The following is a 5,262-nucleotide window of genomic DNA, read 5'->3' on the forward strand; positions in this document are numbered from 1 at the left end:
CGGTGGTGGCGGCGGCTCCGGGGGTGGCGCCGGGGCCCGCGGCGCGGGCGCCGCAATGTCCACGTCCGGCACCAACGCGGAAGACGGTTCCGGTGCGGGCGGCGGTACCGGGTCGATCGCCCCGGGTGCCGGTTGCTTGGGGCCGGCACCGATGGGCACCGCCAGCAGATTGCCTGTGGTGACGTCGACGACGGTCAATTCACCGACGGGCGCCGCACCCGGCTGCACCACGAACAGCCGTTCCTCGTCGAGGCCCGACCAGCCCTCGCCTTCGAGATCCTGACCCGAGGACAGGACGGGGGAGAGCAGCGGGCTCCCCGGTGCACACCGCACGCGGGGGACGCCCCGGTCGTCGACGAGAACGACGGTTCCGGCCTCGAGGACCGACTGCACGGGCACCGCGCGCCCGCCGCGATACTCGTGATCGGTGACCCGGGTGTCCGCACGCAGCAGCACCGGCGTCAGTGTGCGCAGGTATCCCCGGGCGTCGGCGACGTCGAATACGTCGAGCCAGGCCTCCTGCTTGGCCGGGTCCTGCTCGAGCGTGCCGGCGAGCCGCTCGCGGTCGCACAGCTCGCGCTCCAGGCTGCCGCCGTAGAGCCCGGTCCGGTCTCCGGACACCGTCACCGGGCCGGCGTCGGGAACGGGAAGCTCGGCCTGCGGTGCCGGTGGAACGGCGACCGGTACCTGGTCGGGCAGGAGCAGGACGCTCCACGGATGCTCACCGCGCGACGTCGCGAGGTCCAGGCGTACCGGCTCGGTTCGCGACGGACCGTCCGTGGAGCATCCCCCCACGGCGAGCGCAGTCAGCGCGAGTACCATCCCGAATCCGCGCGCAGCGGTGCCGGCGGCCACCCGCCCATGGTAGGCGGAACCCCTCCGCATCTCGGGTGGTTTCGGTCGGCTTCAGCCCTCGCGCGTCAGCCGGAGGCGGGCGATCCGACGGCCGTCCAACTCGCTCACGGTGAGGCGATGGCCGTCGACGGTGATGCTGTCGCCGAGTCGTGGAAGGCGCTGGAGGCGGTGCAGCATGCACCCCGCGACGGTCTCGTAGGGGCCTTCGGGCAGCCCGATCCCGGTGGCGCGTTCGAAGTCCTCGACGATCAGCAGACCGTCCACCTGCTGTGTTTCGGGCTGCGCCGGAGCGGGCGTGACCGAGGCCTGCTCGGTCGGTTCGAACTCGTCGCCGATCTCGCCGACGATCTCCTCGACGATGTCCTCGAGCGTCGCGATCCCGGCGGTGCCGCCGTACTCGTCGACGACGAGGGCGATCTGGTCGTTGTTCCGGCGCATCAGCGACAGTGTCGCGAGTGCCGGTTTGGAGCCGGGCAACGAGAGGATGGGCCGGCACACGTCGGCGACGGTCGAGGCGTTCGCCGGATCGGCGAGCAGCAGGTCGCGCAGGTGCACGAAGCCCACGACGTCGTCGAGCGACGATCCGACGACGGGGTACCGGCTGTGCGTACCCGCCAGCGCCTGTTCGCGCGCCGCCGGGATCGGGGTGCCGGCGGGCAGGAAGTCGACCTCGGTGCGCGGACGCATCACCTCGAGCAGCGATCGCTGTCCGGCGTCGAACACCTCCGCGAGCACCGTGCGCTCGTCCTCCGGCACTGCCGAATGGCCGAGCAGCAGTTCGCGCAGCTCCTCGTGGGTGATCTCCTCGCTCCGGCGCGCCGGGTCGGCTCCGAGCAGCCGGACGAGTCCGTCGGTGGAGACCGACAACAGCCGGATCACCGGTCGCATCAGGGTGGCGAACCGGTCCAAGGCCGGTGCGGTCAGCAGCGACACCCCGGTGGCCCGCTGCAGGGCGATGCGCTTGGGGACGAGTTCGCCGAGCACCAGGGAGAGGTAGGCGATCACCAGTGTGGTGCCGATGAGGGCGGCGGCGCTCGCCGCCGCGGCGGGCAGCCCCCACGACTCGAGGGCCGGGGCGAGGTTGGGTGCGATGGTCGAGGCGCCGTAGGCAGCGGAGAAGAACCCGGCCACCGTGACGCCGATCTGCACCGCGGACAGGAAACGGTTGGGATCCTTCGCCAGCGCGGCCGTCCGGCGGCCGCGCCGGCCGCGTTCCTCGAGTGCACGAATCTGACTCTCGCGCAGCGACACCAGGGCCAGCTCGGTGCCGGCGAAGACGCCGCCGATCAGGACGAACACCAGGACCAGCAGGATGTCGACGAGCGCCGACCCGGTCATGGCGGCCACCCGGGACCGTCGGCCATGTCGTGTCTCCTCACCGGGAAGACGCGGGATACGGCTCCCAGTCTAGGAACGCGGCGGCGGTTCGGATACCGATCGCACGGCCTCCGGAGGGGGATGTTCCACGTGAAACAGTTCGGGTTCAGGAGGCGGGGAGGGTCTGCATGTCCTCCTGGCTCCAGTAGGCCTTCATGCTCGTGATCCGCGCGTCGTCGTCGAAGGTCATGACGTCGATGACCTCCATGACGAGATCCTGCTCGCCGAGGTGGGTGGTGAGCCGGAACAGGAAGGCCGCGTTGCCGGCGGCGATCTTCAGGGTGAGCAACTCGCCGGTCTGGGTGAGCGGCTCGATCATCGAGTAGAACTCACGCAGGGACGCCTCGGTGGTGCGAACGTCCGTGCCGATCGGGTCCTCGACCGTGGCACCGGGGGCGTAGAGGGCGAGCACCTCGTCGGTGGTCCCTTTCGCGACCGACCGGATGTAGGACTCGACGGTGGCGCGGATCGCGACGGGAGTCGGGGCCATGCGAAAACCTCCGTTGCTAGAACGTGTTCTAGCAACGGAGGTTAGCAGCGCGCGCCGGGACTGGGAATGCCCGGCGTTGCCGCCGCTGCGCCTCGGCCCGCGCACCGGGACCCCCACGCCGGGGGATCAGGCCCCCGCGTCGGCCGTCGGGAGCAGGCGTTCGAGGACGTCGGCGAGGGTGATCAACCCGACCACCCGGCCGTTGTCGGTGACGGTGGCCAGGTGGTTGCGGGTCTCGCGCATGGTGCGCAGCGCCTCGTACACCGGCACCGCCGTCTCGAGGGTCAGCGCCGGGCGCATCAACTCGGCGGCGGTCACCCCGTCGGCGGCGTGCAGGCTGTCGCGCACGTGCACCACCCCGTCGACGTGCCCGTTGCCCCGCACGAGCAACCGCAGGTGCCCGGTGCGCCGGGCGGTGTCCCGGATCTGCGCGGCGTCCGCGTCAGGGGTGACACTGCTCGGGCGGGCGTTGGGGCAGACGATGTCGCCGACGGTGAGGGCCTCGAGTTCGAGCGCGCTGGTCAGGTGCCCGTGGTAGCGCTCGTCGAGGGTGCCGACGGTGGCCGAGTGCTCGACCAGGTGCCGCAACGCATCCGGGTCCTGTCCGGCGCCGACCTGGTCGACCGGGACGACACCGACCCGCCGCAGGCACCAGTTGGCCAGGTGGTTGAGCTGCACGATCACCGGCCGGGTCAACCACATGAACGCGCGCATCGGGAGCGCGAGCATGGTCGCCGACTTCTCCGGGTGCGCGATCGCCCAGGACTTCGGGGCCATCTCCCCGACCACCAGATGCAGGAACGTCACGATGATCAGCGCCAGGACGAAGCCGGCGACGTCGGCCAGCCAGAGCGGAGCGCCCCAGTCCTCGAACACGGGAGTGAGCCAGTGGTGCACGGCGGGCTTGGTCACCGCACCGAGGGCCAGGGTGCACACGGTGATGCCGAGCTGGGACCCGGCGAGCAGGATCGACAGCTCCGAGGCGCTGCGCAGCGCCGCGCGGGCGGCACGGCTGTGCGGGGCGGCGTCCTCGAGGCGGTGCCGGCGGGCGGCGATGAGCGCGAACTCGACCGCGACGAAGAATGCGCTCGCCGCGATCAGTCCGACGGTCACGGCGAGCACGATCCAGGGATTACTCATCGCCGGTCACCTCGCCGTCGGTGCGCACGGTCACCAGCACCGAGGACGGCACGCGCCGGTCGATCTCGCGGACCTCGGCGATCAGCGTCCGCGCCGGGGGTGCGCTCTCGTGCACCAGATCGGCCGGGTCGGGCTCCAGCGGGATCGCGACGGTGTCGCCGACGGCGGGCAGGCCGCCGAACTCGGCGATGACCAGGCCGGCGAGGGTTTCGTAGTCGCCCTCGGGCAGCTCCTGGTCGAGGGTGCGGGCGACCTCGTCGAGGTGCACGTCGCCGCGGATGACCCAGCCCGCACCCTGGCGGGTGATCACCTGCGTCTCGACGGCGGTGTCGTGTTCGTCGGCGATCTCCCCGACGAGTTCCTCGGCCATGTCCTCGACGGTGACGACGCCGGCGAAGCCGCCGTACTCGTCGACCACCAACGCCATCTCCTCCTGCCCCTCGGTCAACCGGGCCAGCACATCGGGCAGCGGCAGCGTCGTGGGCACGATCACCGCGGGCCGGCACACCGTCCCGGCCGTCCCGGTCGTCGCGTCCAGGGCGAGCAGATCGTGCAGATGCACCACCCCGCGCAGGTCGTCGGCGGAGAAGCCGACGACCGGGTACCGGGTGTGGCCCTCGCTCATCCTCGCCAGCACCCGCGTCACGGGTTCCCCCGCGCGGACGTAGTCCACGCGGGCACGCGGAATCATGGCGTGCTCGGCGGTGCGGGTCGGGAAGTCGAGGATCCGGTCGAGCAGGGTCGACAACTCCGTGGGCAGATCGCCGGCGTCGCGCGATTCGGCCACGATGTGCTCGAGGTCGCGGACGGTGGCCGAGTGCTCCACGTCGTGCACCGGTTCGATCCGCAGCGCGCGCAGCAGCAGGTTCGACGAGGCGTCGAACAACCGGATCAACCAGCCGAACAGCTTCAGGTAGAGCGTGGTGGACAGCGCCAGCCATCGAGCGACCGGCTCGGGCCGCGCGATCGCGAGGTTCTTCGGGAACAGCTCCCCGAAGACCATCTGCACCACGGTGGAGAACAACACCGCCAGCACCGTGCCGACCGCCACCCCGACCGCGGTCGGGATGCCGACACCACCGAGGAGCTCCCCGAGGCCGCTGCCGATGAGCGGTTCGGCGACATAGCCGACGAGCAGGCCGGTCACGGTGATGCCGAGCTGAGCGCCGGAGAGCATGAACGAGGTGCGGCGGGTGACCGACAGGGCGCGGGCCGCGGCGGCGTCGCCGGCTTCGGCACGCGCCTTGAGCCGGGACCGGTCCACCGCCATGTAGGCGAATTCCTGGGCCACGAAATAGCCGGTCAGGGCCGTGATGGCCAGGACCACGAGGATGCCGAGTGCGATACCGAGGACGGTCAGCACGGTCGGCTCCGAGGGGCGGTGACGGACGGGGCGTCAC

5 protein-coding genes are annotated in these 5,262 nt (G+C 71.4%); all 5 read right to left on the bottom strand.

Features of this window, described 5'->3' with window-relative positions:
- A partial coding sequence (locus tag G6039_RS29490) for a DUF6777 domain-containing protein (RefSeq protein WP_164528179.1) occupies positions 1 to 855 on the bottom strand: 855 nt, incomplete at its 3' end.
- A 51-nt stretch (positions 856 to 906) separates the two neighbouring features.
- Positions 907 to 2,193 (bottom strand): hemolysin family protein, encoded by a 1,287-nt coding sequence (locus tag G6039_RS29495; RefSeq protein WP_043799151.1) that lies wholly within the window; start codon positions 2,191 to 2,193, stop codon positions 907 to 909.
- A 145-nt stretch (positions 2,194 to 2,338) separates the two neighbouring features.
- Positions 2,339 to 2,722, bottom strand: coding sequence for a nuclear transport factor 2 family protein (locus G6039_RS29500; RefSeq protein WP_006934380.1), 384 nt, complete (start codon positions 2,720 to 2,722; stop codon positions 2,339 to 2,341).
- A 126-nt stretch (positions 2,723 to 2,848) separates the two neighbouring features.
- Positions 2,849 to 3,862: a hemolysin family protein gene (locus G6039_RS29505; protein WP_043799136.1), complete on the bottom strand. Its 1,014-nt coding sequence runs from the start codon at positions 3,860 to 3,862 to the stop codon at positions 2,849 to 2,851.
- Positions 3,855 to 5,225 (bottom strand): hemolysin family protein, encoded by a 1,371-nt coding sequence (locus tag G6039_RS29510; RefSeq protein WP_006934382.1) that lies wholly within the window; start codon positions 5,223 to 5,225, stop codon positions 3,855 to 3,857. The genes G6039_RS29505 and G6039_RS29510 overlap by 8 nt, the downstream gene beginning before the upstream one ends.
- Positions 5,226 to 5,262: the final 37 nt, after the last annotated feature.

The organism is Rhodococcus aetherivorans (assembly GCF_011058165.1).
Classification (GTDB): Bacteria; Actinomycetota; Actinomycetes; order Mycobacteriales; family Mycobacteriaceae; genus Rhodococcus; species Rhodococcus aetherivorans.